This window comes from bacterium endosymbiont of Bathymodiolus sp. 5 South (assembly GCF_900128535.1).
Lineage (GTDB): Bacteria > Pseudomonadota > Gammaproteobacteria > PS1 > Pseudothioglobaceae > Thiodubiliella.
Genome location: NZ_FQTR01000298.1, coordinates 1 through 1,459, shown reverse-complemented (window position 1 = coordinate 1,459; position 1,459 = coordinate 1). Strand labels below are relative to the sequence as shown.

1 protein-coding gene is annotated in these 1,459 nt (G+C 33.7%); it reads right to left on the bottom strand.

Annotated elements, in window-relative coordinates; genetic code table 11:
* Positions 1-1,449 (bottom strand): DNA methyltransferase (locus BBROOKSOX_RS10955; protein WP_139661844.1); only part of this gene is annotated, 1,449 nt, incomplete at its 3' end.
* Between the last annotated feature and the right edge of the window lie 10 nt (positions 1,450-1,459).

Here is a 1,459-nt window from a genome sequence, read left to right as displayed (position 1 = left end):
GATATAATCCATTTGCTCAATGCCAATGTATTGCCGTCCCATTTTGTGGGCAACGGCACAGGTTGTGCCACTGCCTAGGTGGTAATCAAGCACTAGGTCGCCTTTTTTGGTGGCTATATAAATCAAATGCTCTAATAATATTTCAGGTTTTGGTGTCGCAAAAATACGATTATCAAACAATTGTACTATTTCTTTTGTGCCAACTGAAGAGTTTCCTTTTTCTAATATTAAACTTCTAGTTTTTTTACCTTTCTCATTTAGTCTTTGTTTAAAAAACACCGTCCAACCTTCTCTAGAGTTTTTTTGAATTTTTATCTCACCATTGGTTTTTTCTTGTAAAAATCTTTTATTAGACCATATCCAATCCCCGCTTATCGTTGTTCCATCGGGAGCATCAATCTCATAATTGATTGGGCTTTTTAATCCAGGTCGTGCGAATGTATCCCAAAAATATCTACCTTTTTTATCATTTTCTTTATATCGTTTTAGATATTTTTCATCATGTAGTTCATACCAATTTTCAATATTAGTTTTATTTTTTGAGAAAGTTAATATTAACTCATGTTCATTAACAATGTATTTTGAATCGTTTCCACCACCACTTTTTTTCTTCCAAATAAAACTTCCGACAAAGTCTTTTCTGTCAAAAATCCCATCCATCAATACCTTCAAATACGCCTGTTCGTTATCATCACACTGCACAAAAATAACCCCGTCTTCGCTCAACAAATCCCGTGCCACTTCAAGGCGATTTTTCATAAAAGTAAGCCAAGTGGAGTGATTAAAATTATCGTTATAATTAAAACTGTCGTTGCCTGTGTTATATGGCGGGTCAATGTAAATCAGTTTTACTTTTCCAGCAAAGTTGCTTTTAAGGGTGTGTAGGGCTAAAAGATTATTGCCTTTGATGATTAGATTGTCTTTAATCAAGCCGTTTTCATTGCGGTTAAAATTTACCTCATCGCTAACACCATTTTGGGTGTATTTTTTAGCACTGGTGATGACTTTTTTATTTAATAAACGGTTAATTTCATCTTTGGCTAATACCTCGTTAAAAAATATTTCTTTGCGTTTTTCATCATCTTTTGATTGCCCACCCTCAAGCACACAATCTTTAAAGGGAAAAGACAGAAGCACTTCATTAATTTGTTGAATGTGTTTGTTAGATAGGGTTAAGCCAACTTTATTAGAAAACTTAGTGTAACTATCAATCAAAAAGTTTTTATCATCAATATAATCAATAAACTTACGGTAATTAAAGATTGTGGCAGTATCTATTTCATCAAAAAAATGGGCTTTGCTGTCTGGGTCGTTGAGTAGCAATTTGATCAGTTCAGGGTCAAATTTTTCGGCACTGTGTTTAACATTTTGCTTGAGTAATTCCCCTTCTGCATCGGTGAATTGACTCAGGGTTTTTAATAATTGTTCTAGTTGCTGGTTGAATTTCATAATAGTTACT